Here is a 22,996-nt window from a genome sequence, read left to right as displayed (position 1 = left end):
CGGGGGCGGGCCGGCCCGGCTCCCGCCCCCCCGGCCCTTGTCTCTGGCTACACCCCCCTCTTTCCCCAAACCTCCCCCCCCCCCCCCCCCCTCCCCCCCCCCCCCCCCACCCGCCCCCCCCCCCCCCCCCCCCCCCCCCCCCCCCCCCCGTCCGACCTCGGGGTGAGCCGCCCTCACCCCGGGGTCAGAGGGAAGGGTCCTGCATCAGGATGGCCTGGTACAGGTGGTGGAGCCGCCGGCTCGGCTTGAGCCCCAGCTCGTCGTCCAGCCACTTGCGGGTGCGGTGGAAGATGTCCACGGCCTCCGACTGGCGGCCGCAGCGGTACAGCGCGATCATCAACTGCTCGCTGAAACGTTCCCGTTCGGGGTACTGGGCGAGCAGCTGCTTGAGTTCGGCGACCACCGCGCCCGCCTCACCCGACTGGAGCTGTGCCGCGATCAGGTCCTCGCGGGCGGTCTTGCGCTGTTCGTCCAGCCGCAGGGCGACGGCGCGGCACCAGGGCCCGTCGCTGGTGTCGAGCAGGGCCGGTCCGCGCCACATGGCCAGTGCCGACCGGAGGGTGTCCATCGCTTCGTACGGCCGGTGTTCGACCAGCCCCGCGCCCTTCTCCGCCGTCCGCAGGAAGCGGTACGCGTCGACCGCCTCCTCCGGAACGGTCAGTGTGTATCCGTTGTCGACGGTTCTGATGAGTTCCTGGTCCGGTCTCTCCAGGCCCAGTTCGGCCAGTGACTTCCGCATGCGCTTGACGTTGGCCTGGAGGGCGTTGCGCGCGTTCTTCAACGGCGCCTCCCCCCAGAGTTCGTCGATCAGTTCGTCGAAGGCGACCACCTGACCGGCGTTCAGGGCGAGCATGGTGAGCATGACGCGGTTCTTCTTCGCCCGTAATCCCACGGTGCGCTGACCGTCGCCGATGAGAAGCGGTCCCAGTATGGAGATGTGCACAAGATTTCCCCGTTCTTAGCGATGAACTCCAGCCACGAGCTTGTCCGTTGAGTCCTCGACGAGCCACTACCATCAGGGGTCGACTTGTTTGAAGGGGACTGAAAAAGGGGAGAAGCCCGGGTATCATTCGCGCCGGTCAAGTATCGGACACGGGTGGCTGATCCGGCCATGTACCTTCGTACATGAGTTGGTGGACTTGGGCCACCAGGCCGGCCTGGAGCCGGGACTCCACGCCCAGCTTCGCCATCACGCTGGCGACATGGGCTTTCACCGTACGTTCCGTGACGTGCAGTCGGTCGGCGATGCCGCGGTTGGAGTGCCCCGTTCCGATCAGGTCGAAGACCTGCCGCTCTCGCCCCGAGAGCGTGCCCACCCGGGCGAGTTCATCGCGCCAGCGCGTCGCGGCGAGGCCGCCGTCACCGTGCTGGCCCACCACCACACCGCCCCCGCTTCCGTGGCGCGTCCCGTCAGCGGTGCGGCCTCTGCCCGGGGGCTGCGCGCCTCGACGAACGCATTAGCGATTCTACAACTCTCGTAACAAACCATCACGGCACCGGCGACGTCAAACGCCTTGTCGTGGATCGGGGCTCCCGTCGTGCACGGACGAAGCGGCCGGGGCGGGAGCGATCCCCCGCCCCGGCCGTCCGGCCGGTCGTGACCGGTTGTTACGGAAGGGTCGAGCGGGCCGCCGCGGAGGCCGCCGCCGCGGCCACGATCGAGGGCAGCCGAGGGGGGCGGGCGGGCGACTGACGGGCCAGCCGGGAGGGCCACCAGGTCTTCCAGCCCAGCAGGGTGATCATCGCCGGCAGCACCACGATCCGGATCACCGTCGCGTCCAGCAGCACCGCGCAGGCCATGCCCACGCCCATCTGCTTCATCTCGATGTAGTTGAGCGAGGCCAGCAGCGCGAACACGCAGACCATCACCGCCGCCGCGCTGGTGACCACCCCGGCGGTGCGGGTGATGCCCTGCTCGACCGCTTCCCGCAGCGACAGCCCCCCGCGCGCCGCCTCCCGGATCCGGCTGACCACGAAGACGTGGTAGTCCATCGAGAGCCCGAGCAGGATCACGAACAGCATCAGCGGCATCCAGGCCACCACCCGGCCGGTGGACTCGAAGTGCAGCAGGTCCTCGGCCCAGGTGTGCTGGAAGATCAGCGCGAGCACGCCGAACGAGGCCGCGGTGGAGAGCAGGTTGAGCGCCACGGTGATCAGCGCCAGGACGATCGAGCGGAAGGCCAGCGCCATCACCAGGAAGGTCAGCACCAGTGCCACCCCGAGCACCCAGGGCATCTTGTCCATCACGTTCGCCCGGTAGTCCACGTCATAGGCCACGTCACTGCCGCCCACCGCGAACTGCGCACCCGCGACGGCGCCGAGGGTCTTCGGGGTGAGGTCCTCGCGGAGCCGGGCCAGTGAGGCGCGGGCCTGGTCCGAGCCGCTGTCGAACCGGGTGCCGATCGCCACGGTGGCGACCGTGCCGTCCGCCGAGGTCCGCACCACCGGCGCCGGGTCGTGGACGAAGAGGTCGTCGGTCAGCGTCCGCCGGACCAGTTCTTCGACGGCCGGGCCGAGTTCGGCGCGCTCGCCGGGCGGCACCCGCACCGCCACCAGATGGGTGTCGGGCTGGCTCGGGAAGGACGCGGTCAGCCGCTGGTAGGACTGCATCGCCGGGATCGACCGGGGCAGGTCGTCGATCCCGGTGGCCTTGAGCTTGAGCCCGAGCGCGGGCAGCGCGAGCAGCAGCAGCGCCGCCACCGAGGCCACCAGGGCGATCACCGGGTGGCGCAGCGAGGGCTTGAGCATGGTCGACCAGAGCCGGGGCTTGACCCCGCCCTTCTGGGTGAGCCGCCACACCAGCGGAACCCGGGGGGTGTCCAGGTAGCGGCCGAAGCGGGACAGCATGGCCGGCAGCACCGTCAGCGAGGAGATGATGGCGATCGACACCACGATCACCGCGCCGGTCGCCATCGACTCGAAGGCGATGTGCCCGGCCAGGTAGAGCGCGCCCATCGAGACCAGCACCACCACCCCGGAGACCAGTACCGAGTGCCCGGAGGTGGCCGCCGCGATCTCGATCGCGTCGATGTTGTCGCTGCCCAGCGCCCGTTCCTCGCGCTGGCGTTTGAGGTAGAACAGCGAGTAGTCCACGCCGATCGCCATGCCCATCAGGACGATGAACGGGGTCACCGGGCCGGAGTCCGGGACGACCTGCGAGGCGACGCCCCACAGCCCGAGCCCGGCCAGCACCGAGGACAGGCCGAGCACCACCGGCACGCTCGCGGCGACGATCGCGCCGAAGACGAAGACCATCACCAGCAGGGTGACCGGCAGGCTGAGCACGGTCGCCTTGCCGAGGTCCCTGCTGAGCATGTCGTCCAGCCCGGCCTTGATCGAACCGGAGCCGACCAGTTCCATCCGTACGTCGCCGTGGTCCTGCCGGGCGGCGTCGACGGTGTCCAGCAGCGGCTGCACCCGGTCGGCGGCGGTCTCCGGATCCCCGTCGAGGGTGACCGGTACGAGCAGGGCGGTGCCGTCCGGGGCGGACTGCGGCGCGCCGATCGAGGCGATTCCGGTGAGGTGGCTCAGGCCACGGGTGGCGTTGTCCACCGCCGCCTGGGCCCGGACCGGGTCGAGCAGCCCGCCGTCCCAGGAGCTGACCAGCAGGTTCTCCACGGCCCGCTCCTGGAGGCCGCCGGTCCGGGCGATCGCGGCGGCCCGGCCGGACTGGCCGATGGAGAGGTCGGAGTTGGTCGCCTGCCGGGTGCCGGTGAGGCCGCCGACCACCAGCGCACCGACCACGAACGCCACCCAGAGCGCGATCGCCCACCAGGGGTGGACCGCACTCCACCGGGCCGCCCTGGTGATCACGTTCCTGCCTTCCACGATCACGTTCCCCTCCTTCTCGGCGCAGTCGCCCGGCCCGGGCACCAGTCGGACCAGGGGTCCGGCCGTGCGGCACGGTGTGCGTTCGTACCGAGAAATCTAATGACGATCCGACCCGCGACCACGGGTACAACTACGCCGATTCGAGGGGGAGTTTCTTCTACTTGACACCCGGCCTCGCCGTCCCGCTGTCACCGCGCCGGACCGGAGTCCGCGGGTGCTCATGGATACCACAGGCCCCACGAGACGGCGAAGGGTTCGGCGCCCAACAGTGCGACGGACCCCGCGTACTCCTCCGGCGCCTCCGGCAGCGGCAGGTCGGCGACCCGCCAGGGGCCGGCCAGTCCCGTCGGGGCGGGGGCGGCGTCCGGGACGTCCGGGATCCGTACCGTGGCCTGGGCGGCGGCGTGGGCGACCGGGAGGGCGAGGCCCTCGGTGAGCCGGCCGCCCGAGGCCTTCACGCAGGCCTCCTTCCTGGTCCACAGCCGGGCGAACGCCGGACGGCCGCCCAGGGCCACCAACTCCCGCTCCTGGGAGGGGAAGAAGCGCCGGGACAGCCGGTCCACGTCCCGGCCGGAGCGGACCGTCTCGACGTCCACGCCGACCGGCCGCGGGGCCACCGCGAGCAGCGCCAGCTCCCCCGAGTGGGACAGGCTGAAGTGCAGGCCGGGCGCGTCCGCCACGGCCGGCTTGCCCCAGCGGCCGCGGCTGAAGCGCAGCCGCTCCGGCGGGCGGCCCAGCCGCTCGCCGAGCAGGATCCGGGTGGCGGCGTGCGCGATCACGAAGCGGCGCCGCAGCCCGGGCAGCCGGCCACTGCGGGCGCGGGCCCGCTCCTCTGGGTCGAGCAGCCGCTCCAGCGCCGCGAGCTCCGACTCCGTTGCGGAGTCCGGTCGTTCGGACCCCGCGGCGGAGTCCGGTCGTTCGGCCCCCGCGGCGGAGTCCGGCCGTCCTCCGGTCAGCGGGATGCGCCAGATCTCGACGGCCTGTCCGGTCCCGTTCAGAGCCGGTCCACCTTTCCGGTGTGCAGCCCCTGGAAGAGGTTGAGCTTCTGGATGTTCCTGGTCCCCTCCATGAACTCCACGCCCCGGGCGTCCCGGGCGAGTTTGTCCAGCAGGGGGTGGTCCAGCCGGGCACCGGGGCCGAAGAAGCCGGGCGCGCGCAGGGTGACCTCCTCGGCCACCTGGCAGGCCCGCGCCTTGGCCGCCGAGGCGAGGTACCCGTCGGAGGGCCGGCGGTCCACCGCGAGGGCGGCCCGGTAGGTCAACTGCCGGGCCGCGTCGATCCGTCGGCCCAGCTCCTCGTAGGCGTCCCGCTCCGCGCCGCACAGTTCCTTGCGGTTCTCGCCGATGTAGTCGTGCGCGGCCCGGGCGATCCCCAGGGCGATCGCCGCGACGGTCGGCCGCAGCCGGTTGAAGACCGAGACGATGCCCCACATCCCGCGCCGGGTCGGCGACAGGTGGGCGCCGAGCACCCGCTCGGCCGGGACGTGCACCCGGTCGAAGGTGACCCGGCACAGCTGCACCCCGCGCAGGCCCAGGGTGGGTATCGGCTCGGCCCGGTAGCCGGGGTCGGCGGTGTCCACCAGGACGGCCAGCACGCCGAGCCGCTCGGTGCCCGCGACCCGCGCGAAGACCGCGCCCAGCTCCGCGCGGGCGGCGTTGCCGACGTAGCGCTTCTCGCCGTCCAGCAGGTAGGAGCCGTCGCCCAGCGGGGTCAGCGTGGTGCTCATCTCGCCGATGGCGGAGCCGCGGTCCGGTTCGGTGAGGGCGAAGGACGTCCAGCACGGGCGGTCGGCCAGGCGGCCGTAGACCCAGTCCCGCTGGGCCGGGCTGCCGAGCACGCCCAGCAGCACCCCGGTCATCGACGCGCCGGGGGAGCCGAGCAGCATCCCGGCGTCGCCGCGGGCCAGCTCCTCGCTGACCACGGCCCGCTCGAGGGTGGCCAGGCCGTGGGCGGGGCCGCTGCCGGGCTCGGTGCCCGCGCGCTCCCAGCCGGGGGGCGTCAGGTGGCCGGCCAGGAAACGGACGGCGGGCAGGTCCAGGTAGCGGTGGACGGCCTCGGGGTCGCGGTCCAGTTCGAGGGCGCCCGCGCGCAGGTCGTCGGCCCACTCGCGGACGTGGCGGCGGGCGCTCCGGAGCTGGCTCGGCAGGATGGTCATCTGACGCCTCCGGGCGCGTCGAGGTGCTGGGCCGGGCGAGCGTCGGTGCGCTGGGCCGGGAGCGCGGCGAGGAAGGGGGGCACGGGAGCGTCGGCGAGGTGGTCGACCGGAGCGTCGTGGTGGTGGGCGACGGGGCCGGGCCGGCCGCAGTAGACGTCGGCGAGCAGCTCGGAGGCGTAGGCCTCCCGGCCGGGCCCCTCGGCGGTGAACCCGTGGGCGCCGAGCAGCCGCAGCAGGGCGCGGTCGACCTCGGTGATCTGCGCCTGCAGCCGGGCGAGGGCGCGGGTGTCCAGCGGGTGGGCGGGTGAGCACGGGTCGTCCTCCCCGTCCGCCTCGGCCAGGTCGTCGAGCACGCCCGCGATCTCCAGCTGTTCGATCAGGGCGTCCGCGAGCGCGCCCTTGACCAGCTGCTGCAGCAGCAGCGAGGTGCCCTCGACCCGGCGGGCGGCGAGGTAGGCGACGCAGGCCTCGCGCAGCCGCTCGGAGTGTCCGAGCCGCAGCCAGGCCAGCCCGGTGTCCCAGGGCCGGGGGCCCGGATCGGGATCGGGGTCGGGGCCGGGGCCGGGAGCGGGAGCGGGGTCGGGGCCGGGAGCGGGGCCGGCCGGGGTCCGGGGAGTGGGGGCGGGGTGCAGGACGGCGAGGCCCGGCAGCGGGCCCGGCGCCTCCTCGGCCGGCAAGTCGCCGTAGCCGTCGAGGAGTTCGCGCGGCACCACGGCGTGTCCGCGGGGGCCGCGCGGTGGCACGCCCGGGGAGAGCGCGCGGGACAGCAGGGTGAGGGCGGGCACGAGGCCGTCGGCGCGCGCACCGGCCCTTGCCTCGCGCCAGTGCTCCTGTACCTCGGCCGGAACGGTCATCTGTGTCTCCACTCCCCCGTGTCGAGCGTGCAGTAGGCCAGGGTGTCGCGGTCCCGGTCGTAGTCGGCGACCACCACCTGGCGGTGGTCACCGTCGGTCCCTGTCGCGGTGCCGGTGCCCGGTCCGGCGTCGGTTCCGGCGACGGCGTCGAGCAGGGCGGACCAGCTCCCGGTGGCCGGCCGTCCGGCCGCCCCCTCGGTCAACGGGCCCTGGTGTGCCGGAAGTTCAGGTCCTCCGGCGAGACCGGCGCCGGCCACCACGGCGGCGCCCGCGGGCCAGTGCGCGAACAGGGCGGGTCCGGGCCGCCCGAGGGCCTGTCCGCCCAGCGGGCGGTCGCCGCCGTCCCAGTGCAGCAGCAGCGCCACGGCGGCGTCGCCGTCCAGGCCGGCCGGGGAGCCGGCGGGCAGCGGGAACGGCTGGGTGCCCTGGTCCACTGCCAGCAGCAGCAACCGCGACCAGCCGCACCGCCGGGCGTACTCCACGGCCACCCGCAGCGCGCTGAACGGCGCCAGCCGGCCCTGGTCGGACAGCGCGAAGGCGAGCGGACCGCCCGGCAGCCGCCGCTGGACGCAGGAGGCGACCAGCTCGGTGTGATCGAAGTCCGGTGCGGCGTAGGCGATCACCGCCACCTCGGGGGCGTCCCCGGCGTCCAGCGGCCCCAGCGCGTCCAGGGCGCCGTAGGCCAGCTCCACCGAGGTGCGCCGCCCGGCGGCGGCGAACTGGGCGCGGTCGAAGGGGGCCCGGTACGGAGCCCCGAGCTCCGCGTAGAACTCCTCCCGCGCGTCCTCCGGCCGGTACGGGGCGCTCGGGCCCGTGGGGGCGTACCGGGCCGCCCGGACCAGCCGGGGCAGGGCAGCCGGGCCGACCGGCTGCGGGCGCCGGACCGCTGCGGTCGCGCGGAACATGCTCAGGCGCCCGCTTCCCCGGCGACGAAGCCGGCCAGCGCACCGACCGTCTCGAAGTGGGTCATGTCCAGTTCGTCGGCGTCGAACTGGAGGTCGAGGATCTCCTCGATGGTGATGAGGAGTTCGAGCGCGCTGCTGGAGTCCAGGCCCAGCTCGTCGAAGAGGCGGACGTTCTCGTCGGCGCCGGAGACGTCCTTGTTGAGGACCTCCGAGAGGCCCTTGCGGACGGCGTCGACGAATTTGGGGTCGGTCGTGGTGTCGCTCACGGAGTGCTCCTCGCTGTGGTCCCGGCCGCCGGTCGGCGGGCGGATGCGGTCGTGCGGTGTCGTGCGGTGTCGTGCGCCGTGCGGCGTCCTGCGGTTACGCGGTCACGCGGTCACGGCCGGTTGTGCGTGGGGTCCCGGGTGGTCCCGGGCGGCTCAGTCGTCCTGCGGGACCGGCCGGTACAGCCGCTGTCCGGCCAGCAACGCGCCCACGTCGTCGCGCTCGCGGACCAGGTGCGCCCGCCCGTCCAGGACGAGCACCTCGGCCGGGTAGCCGTGGCTCAGGAAGTGCACCGGGGAGGCCGTCGGTCCGTACGCACCGGAGCGCTGCACGCCGATCAGCTCGCCGGCGCGCAGCGGCGGCATCGGGACCTTCTTGCCGATCACGTCGTTGGGCGTGCACAGCGGCCCGGTGATGTGCCACGGCTCGGTGGCGGGCTCGTCCATCCGTTCCAGCGCGGCCATCGGGAAGTTGCGCTTGACGTACGAGCCGATGCCGACCGCCGCCATGTGGTGGTTGGTGCCGCCGTCGGTGACCGCGAAGTTCTCGCCCATCGAGGTCTTGGTGTAGCGCACCCGGGTCACGTAGGTGCCGGAGGCGGCGACCAGGAAGCGGCCCAGCTCCATGATCAGCCGGGTGTCGGGGTGCCGCTCGGCGAAGTCCTCGACCAGCGGGTTGAGCCCGGCGGCCAGCACGTCGAGGTCGAGGTCCTTCTCGTTGTCGAAGTAGGCGATGCCGAGGCCGCCGCCGATGTCCACCGTCTCCAGCGGGAAGTCCAGCTCGGCGGAGAGCCGTTCGGCCAGGTCGAAGATCCGCCGGGTGTTCTCGACGACTGACTCCTCGGACAGGATCCGGGTGCCCAGGTAGACCTGGACGCCCATCAGCCGCACGTGCGGGTACCGGGCGGCCAGCCCGCGGCCCTCGGCCAGCAGCTGCTCCTCGTCGGTGCCGAACTGGCGCGGCTTGCCGCCCATGGTCAGGCCCGAACCCTTGACCTGGAAGCTCGGGTTGACCCGCAGCGCGACCCGCGCGGTGATCCCGCGCTCGGCCGCCAGCTCGTCGATCAGGCCGAGCTCCTCCACCGACTCGCAGACGATCGCGTGGATGTCCTGGTCCAGGCAGGCGGCCACCTCGGCGCGGCTCTTGCCGGGGCCGAGGAAGATGATGTCCTGCGGGCTCACCCCGGCCCGCTGGGCGGTGACCAGCTCGGTCAGCGAGGACACCTCGGCGCGGGCGCCGCAGCTGTGCAGCAGGGCGCAGACCGAGATGTTGGGGTTGGCCTTCAGCGAGTAGAAGACCTCCAGCGCGGGGTGCAGCGCCGCGCGCAGGCCCCGGAAGCGGGTGGTGATCTCCTCGCCGTCGTACAGGTACAGCGGGGTGCCGAACTCCTCGGCCAGCTCGGTGATGCCGAGGCCCTGCACCTCGAATGCGACGCTCACGATCAGCTCCGTTCCGGGAAGGCCGCGAGGCGGCGGGTGATGTCGGTGTCCAGCGCCGCGATCTCCTCGTCGGAGCCGCCGACCAGCACGCCGTACAGCCGGCCCTCGAAGCCCTCCGGGCTGTCCGCGGCGGTGCCGTGCGCGGCGTTCACGGTGGCGTAGTTGTTGACGAACAGGCCGCGGTGCCGGGCGCTCCGGCCGTCGGGCCGCGCGCCGTCGGGTGCCGCGCCGTCCGGCTCGTCCCGTACCGGCGCGTCCAGGAACAGGTCGTCCAGCAGCAGGCCGTCCAGCCGTTCGGCCAGCTCAGTGAAGGGCAGCGGACGGGTGAGCCGCAGCGGGTAGTGACGGGCGACGGCGACGTCCTCGGGGCCGGCCAGCCCGCCCTCGTGCACCACGTTCTGGTAGGTGGACATGTTGTTGCGGGCGTTGATCTCGATCACCGGGTAGAGGCCCTCGTCCGGGTCGACCATCGCGTCCACCCCGACCACGCCGTAGTAGCCGTCGGCGGCGAGCCGCTCGCCGAGCCGCAGTGCCGTCGCGGCGATCTCCGCGACCTGCCGGTCGGACAGCCGGGCCGGGATGCGGTGGCCCTTGTGCACCCCGCCCTCGGTGAGCAGCTCCTTGACGAAGTCGAAGTGCACCGAGCCGTCCCGGCCCACGGTGAACTGGTAGTTGAGGTCGCAGCGCTTGGCCACCCACTCCTCCACCACCAGCGCCGTGCGCGGCACCCCGGCCCCGTCCTGGGCGGCCCGGGCGGCCTTCTCGGCCTGCTGGACGGCCATCCGGTGCAGCCGGCCCAGCCGGGCCGCGGAGTCCAGCACCACGATGCCCTTCCCGGACACCCCGAAGGCGTCCTTGAGCACCACCTTCCGCCCGGCGTCCAGCAGTTCGCCGGCGGCGGCCACCGCCTCCGCCAGCTCCTCCAGGGTCTCGCAGGCCCAGCCGCGGGCCTGGCGGATGCCCAGCTCGTCGGCCAGGCGGCGGCTGTACACCTTGCTGTTGACCCGCTTGCAGACGGCGGCTGCGGGCGCGGCCAGCGGGAGCCCGGTACGGGCGGCCAGTTCCTCCTCGACGGCGGAGATGCCGTGCGCGGTCAGCCGGGCGCCGCCGGCGGTGAGACCGGCCAGGGCGTCGAGCAGGGCCGGGTCGGCGAGGGCGTCCTCGCTGACGGTGCGCTGCGGGTCCTGGTCGGCCACCACGTGCACGGTGGGCAACTGGAGGCCGAGGCCCTCCAGGTAGCCGCGGTAGCCGTCGTCCGGCGCGGTCTTCAGTACGACGTGGTCGTCCTTGCCGCCGAGCAGCAGGGTGAACTCGTCCATCCGGTTGACCACCGCACTGCCCGCGTGCGAGGCCACCCGGGGCAGGGCGGGCTCGCCGAGCGCCCAGTGGTTCTCCACCTCGAAGTTGCCCAGGAACACCAGCGGGGTGTCCGGTGAACCGGAGACCGCGCGCTTGAGTCGCGCGCCGAAGCCGGCGGAGGGAAGGTGCATGTCGACCTCGTCCATTTCTCGTGTGCGCTCGGTCCGGGAAGGGGCCGTCGGTGCTCGACGGCCCCGTTCGTGCCGGACGGTCTCGTCAGTGCTCGAACACCATGGCGGCGAAGGTCGCCCCGAGCCCCACGCTGGTCATCAGGTAGCGGTCGCCGGGGCGCAGCCGCCCCAGCTCGGTGGCCTTCTGCAGGTTGATGAAGGGGTCGGCGCAGAAGCAGTGGCCGGTCTCGCCGACCAGGTCGAGGAAGACCTTGTCCAGCGGCAGCCCGAGCTCCTTGCAGACACCGATCCAGGACAGCCGGTTGACGTTGTGCGGCAGCACCAGCGCCAACTCGTCCAGCTTGCAGTCGGCTTCGGCCAGTGCCGCGTCGATCACCTCGCACAGGCCCGGCCCGTACAGCTCCTGGAACTCCTTGGCGGCGGTCCCGCTCATGATGAACTCGTCGCCGAACTGCGGGTAGGTGCGGGCCGCGTAGCCGATCATCCGGTCCGGGCCGGAGCGGTCCGCGCTCACCAGGAAGGCCACGGTGCCCTCGCCCATGACGGTGACGTCCGGGATGGACTGGGTCTGGGCGGTGCAGGCCTTCTCCCCGGCCACCACCAGGGCCAGCGCGTCCGGGTCCGGGTCGGCGGCGAGCAGGGTGCCGGCCAGGTCCAGGGCGAGCAGGCCGGAGGCGCAGGCGTGGTGCGAGACGACGAACGCGGCGGCGTGCTCCAGGCCGAGTTCGGCTTGGAGCGGACCGAGCGAGGTCATCGGGTACGGCAGCGGCGACGGCATGGTGCGCGCCTGCAGGACGTACTTGACGCGCTGTTCCTGGCCGCGCAGCTCGACCAGCTTGGTGGCGGCGCGCAGCAGCAGCTCGGTCTCGGTGGCCGCCGGGTCGCGGCACACCTCCGCGAGCCCGTAGAAGCGCTGGTAGCGCCGCAGCTGAACGTCCGTCAGTTGGAGTCGCTGCTGGAAGCGGGCGATCGGGATGGTGTCGGGAAGGCAGCTGGAGACCGCCGTGATCGACGTCATGCCCACTACGGTCGCGCGCGGCGCTGACGCTCAGCTGACGCCGGGCTGACCGTCTCCGTGGCCCGCCGCCCGCCCGCCCTCGCCCATCGGTGGCTACCGGTGGCCACCGGTGCCCATAGTGCCCATCGGTGCCTACCGGTGCCCATAGTGCCTACCGGTGCAGGACGGTGCCGCCGCCGATGACCCAGAGGCCGGCCGGGACGGCGCCGCACTCGGTGATCTCGGTGTGCACCGCGGGGTCGGTCCGTCCCCAGCCGGCCCGGCGCTCGCCCTGCCCGTCGGCCGGGTAGAAGGTCAGGCCCGCCTCGGGGTGCTGCCCGGGCTGGAAGGGCTGCGGCTCGCCGCCGAGCGGGGTGAGCACCATCCGTGAGATCGGCCCGGTCACCGTGACGGCGCCGTCCCCGGCGACGGTCAGGCAGTCGACGTCGAACTCGGCCCGGATGGTGCCCTCCCGCTCGAAGACGTGCTGCACCACGGCGTGCCCCCGGGCGTGGCCGTCGACCGTACGGGCATCGACCCGGGCGGTGAGCCGCTCGCCCGGGTTGGGGCCCGGGCCGTGCTCGTTGAGCAGCGTCCAGCCGTGCAGGGCGAGGTGTCGGGCCGGTGCGGCGGCCGGTACGGCGGCGGGCGCGGGTGTGGACGTGGGCGCGGCTGCGGCGGTGCCCGCCGTCCCGGCGGCGAGGGCCGTGACGGCGGTGGCGAGTGCGACGGCGGCGGTGAGCTTTCGCATGGTCGGTCCTGGTGTGTCTCGGAGGAGTTCGGGCGGTCGCCCGGCCCCTCCAAGCTCCCAGCCGACCACCGGCCGCGGCCTCCGCCGCGGGGAGGGACCGGCTCCCCCCGACGGGGGAACCGCCCCTCCTCCGCCCGGCGCACCGAGGGGTGTCACCGCGCCGCGTCACCGCGCCGCGTCACTGCCCGGCGTCACCGCCCGGCGTCACCGCGCCGCGTGGCGTATCGCGTCCAGGGCGAGCGCGGCCGCGGCCAGGGCGCCGGCCAGCCCCGCGACCGCCGCCGGCGCCGGGGCGCGCTCCCCGGAGACGCCGAGGAAGTCCAGCCCGGAGACGTGGTTGACCATCCCGTACCAGAGCATCGGGTAGACGGTCTGGAACAGCCGGGGGCCACGGCTGAGGCTGCCGCAGAGCAGCGCCAGGGCGGGCACCAGCAGGGCGCCCGCGAGTGCGCTGAGAGCCGCCCGGAACTGTCCGGCGCCGGCCAGCCGCAGGGCGGGTACGGCGACCACCGCCAGCGCCGGGACGATCCCGGCGAGCAGCCCGGCCAGCCCCCGGCGCAGCGGGGACGGGCAGGCGGCGAGCAGCTGGTCGATGCTGCCGCCGTCGGCCCGGTGGCCCATCCTGGCCCAGAGCAGCATCGGCCAGAGCATCGCGAAGGGCAGCACCGCGTGGCTCGGCCCGTCCGGTGCGACGCCCGCCGCGGCCACGGCGAGCACGGCCGCCCCGGCCCACCAGAGCCGTTGGCCCCGCACCAGGATCCGCAGCTCCCCGAGCAGCGCGTCGTAGCCGATGCGCCCCTGCCGGGGAGCGGTCAGCCGGGCCGGCGCCGACTCGGAGGCCGGCGCCGACCCGAAGGCCGGCCCGGACGGGGACACCGCCGCGCCCCCGCCCGGACCGCTCGCCCCTCCAGGCCCTCCAGGCCCTCCGGGTGCGACCGCCCCGACCGCCCCGACGGCCCCGGCCGCCCCGATGCCCCGCCGGGCCGGCGCTCCGTCGAAGCGCCGGAACCAGACCGCCCCGAGCAGCGCGATCCCCACCGCCGCACCGACCAGCAGCACCCCCGTGGCCGCCGGTTCGAACGCCTCACCGGGTCCGAGGCCGGGCCAGTCGAAGGTGCCGAGCACCCGGTCGTCGGCCGTCAGGCCCACGCCGAACTCCACCCCGTCGACCGGCCGCCCGCCGGCCGCGAGCACCTCCCGGATCGAGGCGGTGATCCGCCGCATGCCCAGCAGGTCCGGCCCGCCGCCGGCCTGCGCGCCCAGCACCACCACCAGCCAGACCATGAACCAGACCGCCGCCCCCAGCCCGCCGCGCAGCCCCGGCACGGTGTCGAACAGCACCGCGCACCCGGCCACCGCCGCCAGCAGCGGCAGCGTGATCAGGACGTACGGCAGCAGCAGCCGCACCACGTCCACCCGGTCCGAGTCGCCCTTGAGCAGCTGCACCGCGAGCGCCGTCCCGGCCAGGGCCAGCAGCATCGAGCCGAACAGCAGCAGGTTGCTGACGAACTTGCCCGCCAGGTACCCGGTCCGGCTCAGCGGGGTGGCGGCGAGGAGTCCGCCGACGCCGCTGCGCTCGTCCCGCCCGATGGTGCCCCGGGCGATCCCGAAGCCGGCCAGCGAGAGCCAGACCGCGCCGCCGAGCGCCGTCACCGTCCCCACGTAGCCGCTGGTGTAGCGGCCGTGCAGGTCGGTCACCTGGAACACCTGCCAGCGGGATTCGCCCACCGGCGCGGCCAGCAGCCCGAGCGCGAGCGTGCCGAGCAGCACGACCAGGTAGCCGGGCCGCCGCCGGCGCTCCCGGAAGTCGGCCAGAGCCAGCGCCCAGGTGCGCGTCACCATGCCGCCACCTCCTCCGCCCGCCCCGGCGCGGCCCGGTCGGCGGTGAGCAGCAGGTACGCGTCCTCCAGCCGGGGCGGTACGGGCTGCGCCCCGGGCTCGGGCGCGTGCCGGGACAGCACCCGCGCCCGGACGCCCTGCGGGGTGCGGGTGGTGCCGCCGAGCAGGAACCGCGAGCGCAGCAGCGGGAGCCGGTCGGCGGCGACGGTCAGCTCCCAGACCGAGCCCTCGGCGCCGCGCAGCAGCTCCTCCGCGCTGCCGTGGTGCAGCAGCCGCCCGTCGCCCATCACCGCGATCCGGTCGGCGGTGGCGGCGACGTCCGAGACGATGTGGGTGGACAGCACGACGATCCGGTCGGCACCGAGCCCGCTCAGCAGGGTGCCGAAGCGCAGCCGCTCCTCCGGGTCGAGCCCGACCGTCGGCTCGTCCACGATCAGCAGCGCCGGGTCGTTGAGCAACGCCTGGGCGATGCCGACCCGTTGGCGCATCCCGCCGGACATCGCCCCCAGCCGCTGCCCGGCCGCGTCGGTGAGGTTGACCAGTTCGAGCAGTTCCTCGATCCGGGCCCGGGCGGAGCGCCGCCGCAGCCCCTTGGCGGCGGCCAGGTAGGCGAGGAACTCCCGGGCGGTGAGCTGCGGGTAGACGCCGAAGTCCTGTGGCAGGTAGCCGACGGTGCGGCGCAGTGCCCCGGGCCGGCGGGCGATGTCCACCCCCTCCCACAGCACCCGCCCCGAGGTGGGCCGGGTGACCGTGGCCAGGATGCGCATCAGGCTGGACTTCCCGGCGCCGTTGGCCCCGAGCAGGCCGAGCACGCCGGGCCGGAGCGTCAGCGAGAAGGAGTCCACGGCGCGTCTGCCGCCGCGGTACTGCTTGGTGAGGTCGAGGATCTGGAGTTCGGTCACGTCCTGAATGCTTCCGCCCGGGCCGCCACCGCACATCTGCCGTTCGGCAGATATCCCAGGGCGGATCCGGGCGGATCCGGGCGGAAAACGCGGAAGGGGTGGGCCTTTCGGCACACCCCTTCAGATCATCTGATCGCGCGTCAGTCGTCGTCCCCGAGGTCCCCGAGACCATCGAGGTCGCCCCCGGCGTCGCTCCCGTCCGGCGTGCCGCTGATCGCGTAGCCCTGGCGGCGCGCCTCGTAGCAGGCCACCGTCGCCGCCGCCGACACGTTCAGCGAGCCGACCCGGCCCAACTGCGGCACGAACACCACCTGGTCGCAGAGCGCCAGCGCCTCGGGCGTGATCCCGCGGTCCTCGTGCCCGAGCACGAAGGCCACCGCCGGGGTCAGCCCGGCGGCGAACATCGGCACCGCGTCGTCCGCCAGCTCCAGCCCGACCACCTTGAAGCCGTCGGCCTTGGCCGCCGCGACCGCCTCGGCGACGGTCTCGAAGTGCTCCACCTTCAGGTACTTGTCGGTGCCCATCGCGGCCTTCTGCGCGCCGGAGGAGCGCACCGACGGGGTGTCCCCGGTCAGGTACAGCTTCTCGGCGCCCATCGCCGCCCCGGTCCGGACCACCGAGCCGACGTTGAACGGCGACTGCAGGTTCTCCAGGATCATCGCGAGCCGGAACTCGTTGCTGCGCCGCCACGAGCGGTGCAGTCGCTTCAGTTCGGTCCCGCGCAGCTGCTTCACGACGTCGTTCCCCGTCCACTCTCGGTGCCCTCGCCCGAATCCGGGCGGGGCCGCGCTTCCAGAATCCGGAACCCGTTGACCGACGCGACCCTGGAGGTCGGGTAGCCCTGCTCGTTGAGCCACTTCTGCAGCGAGTCCGAGCCCAGGTGCTTCTGCACCACGAGGAACGCCGAACCGTCCGGGGTCAGCCGGCCGAGCCAGTGCGTCAACAGCCCGCGCAGCTCGGCCTTGCCGATCCGGATCGGCGGGTTGGAGTAGATGGTGGCGAACCGGAGGTCCTCGGGGACGTCGCCCGGCAGCGCGGCCTGGACGTTGCCCAGCCGCAGCGCCACGGCGTTCAGCCGGACCAGCTCCAGCGCGCGCTCGTTGACGTCCACCGCCCAGACCGGCAGCCGCTTGCGGCGGCTCGCCCAGGTCAGTGCGATCGGGCCGTAGCCGCAGCCGACGTCCAGGATCGGGCCGCGCACCCGCGGCGGCGGGGCGTGCTCCAGCAGGATCCGGGTGCCCTGGTCGAGCCGGCCGTGCGAGAACACCCCGGTGTCGGTGGTCAGTTCGAGGGTCAGGTCCGGGAGCGAGACCGTGATCGGCCGGCGCTCGCTGGCGACCTCGGGTGCACTGGAGAAGTAGTGCGAGCCGGACATGATTTCCCTGTCGTTCGTGCGGGCCGTCGTCGGTGCGGGCCTCGGGGCCGCGGGGGCCACCGGGCGGTGCGGTCGGGCCCTGGGTCTGGCACCGATCGTACCCCCGGCGGCCCGGGGCCCGTTCCGCACGGGCACGCTCTGACCAGCGGGCCCGCCGGTCAGAGCGTGCCCGGGGTCTTGCGGGTGGTGATGTTGATCCGGTTCCAGGTGTTGATGGTGAAGCACACCGAGATCAGCTGGGCCAGCTCCGCCTCCGGGAAGTGCGCGGCCGCCCGGGCGTACACCGCGTCCGAGACCCCGCCGCCGATCCGGGTGATCTCCTCGGCCAGCGCCAGCGCGGCCCGCTCCCGCTCGCTGTACACCCCGGCCGGGGCCTCGTGCCAGACCGGCAGCAGGTAGATCCGCTCGTCGGTCTCGCCGGCCTTGCGGGCGTCCTTGGTGTGCATGTCCAGGCAGTACGCGCAGTTGTTGAGCTGCGAGGTGCGCATCTGGACCAGCTCGACCAGCGCCGGGTCCAGACCCTCGCGGGCGGCGGCGTCCAGGGCGATCATCGCGCGGAACACCTTGGGGACGGTGCGGGCGTAGTCGAGGCGGCGGGCGGGGGCGGCGGTGGTGTCGTTCGTCGTCATGGGTAGAACTCTAGGCGCGGAATGAACCCCATCCATGGGTCATTCACCTGCAGGATCCATGGGTCAATTCCGCCCCGGACAACACGCCGGAGCGGCCCCGGCACATCGCGTCCGCGCGCCCGGCGGCGGATACTGCCAGTACCGCCATCCGGGCCCTGGGAGCCTCCCGACAGTGAGGACGGACGCCATGCCGCAGAATCACGAGGACTACCTGATCGACGAGGCCGTCGAGGCCGTCGAGCCCGACGAGGACGCCCCCACCGGCGACGAGTACGACGAGGTCGCCGAGCGCCGCGCCCTCGGCGCCGACCCCGCCACCGACGTCGCCGACGCCGCCGAGCAGAGCCGGGTCGTCCAGCTCGACGAGGACGACTACCGCTGAGCCCGGTCCGGCCCCTACAGCGCCTTTCGGCCCCTACAGCGCCTTTCGGTCCTTACAGAGCCTTGCGGCGCTGCAACCAGGTCATCGCCGCCCAGCCCGGCAGCACCGGCAGGATCAGCGTCAGCAGCCGGAACAGCGCCACCGCCGCCAACGCCCCGCCCTTCTCCATCGACGCGGTCTGCTCCAGCCCGAACACCAGCGCCGTGTCCACCGCGCCGGCCCCGCCCGGGGTCGGCGCCGCGTTGCCCGCCGCGTTGCCGACCAGGAACACCACCGCCACCGGGGCGAAGGACGGCACCCGGCCGATCGCGCGGATGCAGCAGTACAGGCAGGCGATCAGGCACAGCGACACCAGCAGCTGCCCGGCCACCCCCACCGCCAGCCGCCCCGGGTTGCGCAGCAGGTCCAGCAGCCGTGGCAGCACCTCGGCCGTCAACGGCCGCAGCCGCGCCGCCAGCCACCGCCGGGCCGGCGGGATCGCCCACACCACCGCCAGCAGCACCGCCGCCACCGCCAGCCCGCCCACCACCGCGGGCAGCGCGTCCAGCTCCGAACCGCCGGGCTGCAGGTCCAGCAGGTAGACGAAGGCCCCCAGCTGCAGCAGGTGCAGCACCAGCCCGATCAACTGCCCCACCCCGACGCTGGACAGCGCCTGCGCGGTGGGGATGTTCGCCCGCTGCAGCAGCCGGGTGTTCAGCGCGATCCCGCCGACGCCCCCGGGCGACACCAGCTTCACGAACGCCCCGGCCACCTGCGCCAGCACCACGTTGCGGAACTCCAGCCGCTCCGGCACGAACCCGACGAAGCCCATCGCCGCCGCCACGTGGCTGCACCCGGCCGCCACCAGCGCCAGCACCAGCCACCACGGATCGGCGTCCGCCAGCGCCGCGACCGGGTTGTCCTCGGTCGCGAAGAACTGCGGGATCAGCAGCCACCCGGCCACCACCCCGCCCACCACGGCCAGCAGCGTCCGCGGTCGCACCCGCTCCAGCCGCACCGGCCGCCCCAGCACCTCCGGCCGCCCCCGCGACACCTCCGCCCGGATCTCCTCCAACAGCCCCCCGGCCGGTGCGGTGGGGTGCGTGCCGGTGGGGACGGTGGCGCTGCCCGTGCCACCGTCCGGCCCGGCGGTCGTCCCGCCGACGTGTCCGACGGTCGTGCGATCGGACGTGGCCGGGGCGTTCGCGTCGTCGTGCGGGGCAGCCGCGTTCGTAGCCGTAGCCGTAGCCGTAGCCGTAGCCGTAGCCGTAGCCGCAGCCGCCGCGCCGTCCGGCCCCGCGGCCTTGCCGCCCGGCCGGTGCTTGAGGGCCTGCCGGGTGGAGCGGGCGAGGGCGATCGGCTGGAGGAGGGGCAGGGCGGCGCCGAGGGTGTCGGGGCCGAGGACGGCGGTGGCGGTGCGGACGGCGCGGGCGGCGCCGGCCCGGAGGGCGAGGGTGGTGAGCAGCTGGGCGATGTCGCAGCGCAGGACGAGTTCGCTCGCCGCGATGTCGCCGTCGGCGAAGTCGACCAGGTGGACCGCGCCGCCGTCGTCGACCAGCAGGGAGGACGGTACGAGGGCGCGGTGGGCGATCTCGCGGCGCTGGAGCAGGGCGAGCTGGTGCCACACGTCGGCGAGCAGGCCGTCGGTGATCTCCGCGTCGTCGAGCTGGTCCAGGGGCCGGCCGGCGAGGTGTTCGTAGGCGATGAGGGCGGTGTCGTGGCCGAGGCCGGCGGTGGCGGCGATGCGGCGGGTGCGGACTCCGGCGGCGAGGGCCGCGTAGGTGACCAGGGCCTCGTGTTCCAGCCCGGTGCGCGGTGAGCGCAGGGCGCGGGGGTGCGGGGCGGTGCGCAGCCGCAGGCGGCGCCAGGCGCGCTGGACGGCGGCGGCGGTGACGGCCTGCCGGTCGAGGAGCTGGACGTCGAGTTCGGGCCGGTCGTCGGCCTGCCGGACCAGGTAGCGGTCCGGACCGGCGGGGAGGGCCTCGACGGGCCGCAGTCCGCTGTCTCGCAGGGCCCGCAGGACCTCCCCGGGCCGGGGTCGCGGGTCCGGGGTGCCGACGGCGTACAGGGTGCCGTGGGCGCCGGTCCAGCCGATGAGCAGGCCGAGCAGCAGCGCGGTGGGGGTGGCGTAGCCGCTGGCCAGTCCGGCGAGGCCGGAGAGCGCGAGGACGGCCCAGGGCAGGCGCCGTTCGCGGCTGCCGGAGGCGGTCATGAAGGCGAGGACGGGCGCCAGGTAGCCGTAGACGGGTTCGGTGTGTCCGAGCGTGTCGGCGGGCAGTCGCTGGGTGAGCGCGGTGAGCAGCGAGGCGGGGGCGAGGTCGTCGGCCCACAGTCCGAGGGCGAGGGTCGCGCCGTACGCGGTGACGGCGGCGAGCAGCCCGTCGGAGACCTGTTGGAGGGCGCGCCGCCGGTCCGGGCCGAGCAGGCGGCGGGCGGCGAGCCCGACCGGCAGCAGCAGGACGGCGGCGGTGGTGAGCCCGCCGGCCAGGCCGGCCAGTGGCCGGGGCACCAGGGCGGCGGCCTCGGCGACGTCGGCGGCGAAGCCGCCGGTGGTGGCGCGGGCGTAGTCGGCGAGCAGCAGGGTGAGCACGATCGCGGTCAGCCCGGTGAGCAGCCGGATCAGGGCGACGGGCTGCCGGATCCGGCCGGTCTCGGCGAGCGGCCTGGCCCGTTGGGGCGGTCCGTCCGGCTGCCCGGGGGTGCCCGCGCCGGCGCCGGTCGGCCCGGGGGCGCCCGCGCCGCTGCCGGGGGCTTGCCCGGGTATGCCTCCGCCGCTGCCGTCGGGTGTGCCCCCGCCGCTGTCCGGCCGCCCGGCCGGGGCCGTACCGCGGCCCCCGCCGGCGTCGCCGTTCGTTCTCCCCGTCACGATCGCCACGGGTGGCATGCTCCCATGCCATTCGTGGGCCGAGGGCGCGGATCCGGCGCTACCGGGCATGCCGTCCGTGGGCCCAGGGAGTGGATCCGCGCTGCCCGGTCATGCCTGCCGGGTCGGCAGCACCACCTGGTGGCGCAGGTTGACGTGCCGGGGGCGGCTGACGGTGTAGGCGATCAGGTCCGCGATGTCGTCCGCGCCGAGTGCCGGGATCGCGGTGAACATGTCGCCGAGGCCTTCGCGCAGCTCCGGGTTGTCGATGTGCCCGCCGAGTTCGGTGTCGGTGAGGCCGGGCTCGATCGCGCTGACCCGGACGTCGTGCGGGCCGAGTTCGGTGCGCAGGGCGGTGGACAGCTGGGTGAGCGCGGCCTTGGTGGCGCCGTACACGGCGTAGGCGGGGAAGGAGACGTGCGAGGCGATGGAGGAGACGTTGACCAGGTCGGCGGTGCGGCCGTCGGCGCCGGCCGCGGTGAGGTCGGCGGTGAAGGCGCGGATGATCCGCAGGGCGCCGGTGAGGTTGGTGTCGATCATCCGGGCCCATTCGTCGATCCGCCCGTCGGCGAGCGGGTTGGCCAGCATCACCCCGGCGTTGTTGATCACCAGGTCGACCGGGCCGTAGGCGTCGTGGACGGTCTTGGCGGCGGCGTCCACGGAGGCCTGGTCGGTGATGTCGGCGGTGACGGCGAGGGCCTGTCCGCCGGCCGCGGTGATCTCGGCGACGAGCGCGTCGAGCCGGTCGGTGCGGCGGGCGAGCAGGGCGACCCGGGCGCCGTCGGCGGCGAGCAGCCGGGCGGTGGCGGCGCCCATGCCGCTGGCGGCTCCGGTGACGACGGCGGTGCGGGTGGCGAGGGCGGGGTAGCTCATCGGGGACTCCTGGAGGGGGTCGGCGGCTTGACGTCCACCACTCTGCGGCGGTTCCGCGCGCCCACCCAGGGCTGAGCTCTACCCGGGAACCGCCTTCCCGGGCAAGGCTTTCCTGGGAAAGCCAGTACCACCCTCGGGCCGCCGCCCCGGGGCTACCCTGCCTGGCATGGAGAACACCCTGGGGGACTTCCTCCGCTCGCGCCGGGCCCGGATCCAGCCGGAGGAGGTGGGCCTGCCCGCACACGGCCGCCGACGGGTGCAGGGCCTGCGGCGGGAGGAGGTGGCGCAGCTCGCCGGGGTCAGCGTGGACTACTACATCCGGTTGGAGCAGGGCCGCGGCGGGAGTGCCTCGGACGCGGTGCTGGACGCGGTGGCCCGGGTGCTGCGGCTGGACGAGGTGGAGGCGGCGCACCTGCGGTCGCTGAACCGCCCGCCGAAGGCGGCGCCCGCCAAGGTCCGGGGGGACCGGCTGGTCCGCCCGGGGACGCGGCTGCTGCTGGAGCTGATGACCGGGGTGCCGGCCTTCGTACTGGGCCGCCGGATGGACGTGCTGGCCTGGAACGCCCTGGGCGACGCGGTGAACGGTTTCTCCGGGCGCGCGGGCCGCAAGCCGGGCACCCCGCCCAACCAGGCCCGGGACGGCTTCCTCGACCCGGCCACCCGCGCCCTCTACCGCCAGTGGGACGCGGTCGCCGCCGAGACCGTCGCCCAGCTGCGCCGGGACGCCGGGCTGTACCCGGACGATCCCGCCCTGGCCGCCCTGGTGGGCGAACTGTCGGTGCGCAGCGAGGAGTTCCGCCGGCTCTGGGCGGACCACCTGGTGCGGGAGAAGACCAGCGGGGTGAAGCTGCTGCGGCACCCGCTGGTCGGCGAGCTCGACTTCGGGTACGAGACCCTGGCCGTCAACGGTTCGCCGGACCAGGTGCTGGTCGTCTACACCGCCCCGCCGGGCTCGCCCACCGCCCAGAAGCTGGCCCTGCTGGCGAGTTGGACGGCCTCCGGCACGGTTCCGGATGCCTCCGAGGCCTCTGGGGCATCCGGAGCCTCCGAGACGTCCGGAGCCTCCGAGACGTCCGGAGCCTCCGAGACGTCCGGAGCCTCCGAGACGTCCGAGACGTCCTGAGCGGGCGGCCCGGCCCGGGCCGTCATAGCCTGCCACCATGAGTGCCTGCGAAGACCTCGCCATGGCCCCCCGGGACATCGAGCCCGCCCCGCCCACCGACGGCTGCGCGGACTGCCTGGCCCGGGGCAGCCGGGACTGGGTGCACCTGCGGGTCTGCCTGGACTGCGGCCACATCGGCTGCTGCGACAACTCGCCGCAGCGGCACGCCACCGCGCACTTCCACAACACCTCGCACCCGGTGATCCGGTCCTACGAGCCGGGGGAGGACTGGCGTTGGTGCTACGTCCACGAGCTCATGGGCTGAACCGTCCGGGCCCGGTCCTTGATCCGGGCCCGGTCCTTGAC

At 74.3% G+C, this 22,996-nt stretch carries 22 protein-coding genes; 3 read left to right on the top strand and 19 right to left on the bottom strand.

Going from position 1 to position 22,996, the window contains the following annotated elements; translation table 11 throughout:
* Positions 1-184: 184 nt before the first annotated feature.
* The 17 genes from ACZ47G_RS02530 to ACZ47G_RS02450 form a co-directional block, all read right to left on the bottom strand.
* Positions 185-892, bottom strand: coding sequence for an AfsR/SARP family transcriptional regulator (locus ACZ47G_RS02530; protein ID WP_465739591.1), 708 nt, complete (start codon positions 890-892; stop codon positions 185-187).
* A gap of 187 nt (positions 893-1,079) precedes the next feature.
* Positions 1,080-1,382, bottom strand: coding sequence for a helix-turn-helix domain-containing protein (locus tag ACZ47G_RS02525; protein WP_380461431.1), 303 nt, complete (start codon positions 1,380-1,382; stop codon positions 1,080-1,082).
* Positions 1,383-1,608: 226 nt separating this feature from the next.
* Positions 1,609-3,834 (bottom strand): MMPL family transporter, encoded by a 2,226-nt coding sequence (locus ACZ47G_RS02520; RefSeq protein ID WP_465739590.1) that lies wholly within the window; start codon positions 3,832-3,834, stop codon positions 1,609-1,611.
* Between the two features lie 215 nt (positions 3,835-4,049).
* Positions 4,050-4,610: a 4'-phosphopantetheinyl transferase family protein gene (locus ACZ47G_RS02515; protein WP_465739589.1), complete on the bottom strand. Its 561-nt coding sequence runs from the start codon at positions 4,608-4,610 to the stop codon at positions 4,050-4,052.
* A gap of 215 nt (positions 4,611-4,825) precedes the next feature.
* Positions 4,826-5,986 carry an acyl-CoA dehydrogenase family protein gene (locus ACZ47G_RS02510; protein WP_465739588.1) on the bottom strand — a complete coding sequence of 387 codons (1,161 nt, stop codon included), beginning with the start codon at positions 5,984-5,986 and terminating at the stop codon, positions 4,826-4,828.
* Positions 5,983-6,840, bottom strand: a complete 858-nt coding sequence (locus ACZ47G_RS02505; protein ID WP_465739587.1) for a hypothetical protein — start codon at positions 6,838-6,840, stop codon at positions 5,983-5,985. The genes ACZ47G_RS02510 and ACZ47G_RS02505 overlap by 4 nt, the downstream gene beginning before the upstream one ends.
* Positions 6,837-7,745, bottom strand: coding sequence for a hypothetical protein (locus ACZ47G_RS02500; RefSeq protein ID WP_465739586.1), 909 nt, complete (start codon positions 7,743-7,745; stop codon positions 6,837-6,839). The genes ACZ47G_RS02505 and ACZ47G_RS02500 overlap by 4 nt, the downstream gene beginning before the upstream one ends.
* A gap of 2 nt (positions 7,746-7,747) precedes the next feature.
* Complete coding sequence (locus ACZ47G_RS02495; protein WP_380461437.1) at positions 7,748-8,011, bottom strand: acyl carrier protein; 264 nt, start codon at positions 8,009-8,011, stop codon at positions 7,748-7,750.
* 153 nt (positions 8,012-8,164) lie between these two features.
* On the bottom strand, positions 8,165-9,448 hold the full coding sequence (lysA, locus tag ACZ47G_RS02490) for a diaminopimelate decarboxylase (RefSeq protein ID WP_465739585.1): 1,284 nt from the start codon (positions 9,446-9,448) through the stop codon (positions 8,165-8,167).
* 2 nt (positions 9,449-9,450) lie between these two features.
* Positions 9,451-10,938 (bottom strand): preATP grasp domain-containing protein, encoded by a 1,488-nt coding sequence (locus ACZ47G_RS02485; protein ID WP_465739584.1) that lies wholly within the window; start codon positions 10,936-10,938, stop codon positions 9,451-9,453.
* An 85-nt stretch (positions 10,939-11,023) separates the two neighbouring features.
* The gene (locus ACZ47G_RS02480; protein ID WP_380461440.1) at positions 11,024-11,956 is read right to left on the bottom strand and encodes a 3-oxoacyl-[acyl-carrier-protein] synthase III C-terminal domain-containing protein; all 933 of its coding nucleotides are present in this window, start codon (positions 11,954-11,956) and stop codon (positions 11,024-11,026) included.
* A 151-nt stretch (positions 11,957-12,107) separates the two neighbouring features.
* Positions 12,108-12,686 (bottom strand): hypothetical protein, encoded by a 579-nt coding sequence (locus ACZ47G_RS02475; RefSeq protein ID WP_465739583.1) that lies wholly within the window; start codon positions 12,684-12,686, stop codon positions 12,108-12,110.
* Between the two features lie 204 nt (positions 12,687-12,890).
* Entirely contained in the window at positions 12,891-14,528 is a 1,638-nt protein-coding gene (locus tag ACZ47G_RS02470) for a hypothetical protein (RefSeq protein WP_465739582.1), read from the bottom strand.
* The gene (locus ACZ47G_RS02465) at positions 14,522-15,463 is read right to left on the bottom strand and encodes an ABC transporter ATP-binding protein (protein ID WP_465739581.1); all 942 of its coding nucleotides are present in this window, start codon (positions 15,461-15,463) and stop codon (positions 14,522-14,524) included. The genes ACZ47G_RS02470 and ACZ47G_RS02465 overlap by 7 nt, the downstream gene beginning before the upstream one ends.
* A gap of 104 nt (positions 15,464-15,567) precedes the next feature.
* Positions 15,568-16,161 carry a TrmH family RNA methyltransferase gene (locus tag ACZ47G_RS02460; protein WP_465739580.1) on the bottom strand — a complete coding sequence of 198 codons (594 nt, stop codon included), beginning with the start codon at positions 16,159-16,161 and terminating at the stop codon, positions 15,568-15,570.
* A complete protein-coding gene (locus ACZ47G_RS02455; protein WP_465739579.1) occupies positions 16,158-16,802 on the bottom strand; it encodes a class I SAM-dependent methyltransferase in 645 nt (214 codons plus the stop codon). The genes ACZ47G_RS02460 and ACZ47G_RS02455 overlap by 4 nt, the downstream gene beginning before the upstream one ends.
* A 158-nt stretch (positions 16,803-16,960) precedes the next feature.
* Positions 16,961-17,431: a carboxymuconolactone decarboxylase family protein gene (locus tag ACZ47G_RS02450; protein ID WP_465739578.1), complete on the bottom strand. Its 471-nt coding sequence runs from the start codon at positions 17,429-17,431 to the stop codon at positions 16,961-16,963.
* A 187-nt stretch (positions 17,432-17,618) separates the two neighbouring features.
* Here ACZ47G_RS02450 and ACZ47G_RS02445 point away from each other — a divergent pair, with 187 nt between their 5' ends.
* The gene (locus ACZ47G_RS02445; protein WP_465739577.1) at positions 17,619-17,813 is read left to right on the top strand and encodes a hypothetical protein; all 195 of its coding nucleotides are present in this window, start codon (positions 17,619-17,621) and stop codon (positions 17,811-17,813) included.
* Between the two features lie 52 nt (positions 17,814-17,865).
* Here the strand turns inward: ACZ47G_RS02445 and ACZ47G_RS02440 are convergent, their stop codons facing one another.
* A complete protein-coding gene (locus ACZ47G_RS02440; RefSeq protein ID WP_465739576.1) occupies positions 17,866-20,667 on the bottom strand; it encodes a lysylphosphatidylglycerol synthase transmembrane domain-containing protein in 2,802 nt (933 codons plus the stop codon).
* A 99-nt stretch (positions 20,668-20,766) separates the two neighbouring features.
* Entirely contained in the window at positions 20,767-21,528 is a 762-nt protein-coding gene (locus tag ACZ47G_RS02435; RefSeq protein WP_465739575.1) for an SDR family oxidoreductase, read from the bottom strand.
* 166 nt (positions 21,529-21,694) lie between these two features.
* Between ACZ47G_RS02435 and ACZ47G_RS02430 the strand changes: the two genes are divergently transcribed.
* A complete protein-coding gene (locus ACZ47G_RS02430) occupies positions 21,695-22,651 on the top strand; it encodes a helix-turn-helix transcriptional regulator (RefSeq protein ID WP_465739574.1) in 957 nt (318 codons plus the stop codon).
* Positions 22,652-22,688: 37 nt separating this feature from the next.
* Positions 22,689-22,955, top strand: a complete 267-nt coding sequence (locus ACZ47G_RS02425) for a UBP-type zinc finger domain-containing protein (RefSeq protein WP_465739573.1) — start codon at positions 22,689-22,691, stop codon at positions 22,953-22,955.
* Positions 22,956-22,996 lie beyond the last annotated feature (41 nt).

The organism is Kitasatospora sp. NPDC030952, assembly GCF_055571335.1.
Note: the sequence above shows the minus strand (reverse complement) of the source record. Positions and strands in the feature narration are given on the sequence as shown.